This window comes from Halomonas sp. ND22Bw (assembly GCF_003011945.1).
GTDB lineage: Bacteria > Pseudomonadota > Gammaproteobacteria > Pseudomonadales > Halomonadaceae > Halomonas > Halomonas halophila.
Genome location: NZ_PXWD01000950.1, coordinates 1 through 268, shown reverse-complemented (window position 1 = coordinate 268; position 268 = coordinate 1). Strand labels below are relative to the sequence as shown.

The following is a 268-nucleotide window of genomic DNA, read 5'->3' as shown; positions in this document are numbered from 1 at the left end:
GTACTTCGCGCTGGTCACGCTGGCGTTCGCGGAGGTCTTCCGCATCGTCGCGACCTCGGTGTCGTTCACCGGTGGCGGCGTCGGCCTCATGGTGCCGCTGCGCGAGTCGGTGGGCAACATGCAGTTCGCGTCTCGCGGCGGCTACCTGTGGCTGGTGCTGGCGATGGTGGTCGTCGCGCTGCTCGTGACCTGGTGGCTGCGCAACGGCCGCTTCGGCGCCTACCTGCAGGCGGTGCGCGACAACGAGGATGCCGCGCGCGCCGTGGGC

1 pseudogene is annotated in these 268 nt (G+C 70.9%); it reads left to right on the top strand.

From position 1 onward, the window contains the following. A pseudogene (locus CVH10_RS20975) lies at nt 1–268 on the top strand (hypothetical protein); the annotation flags it as partial.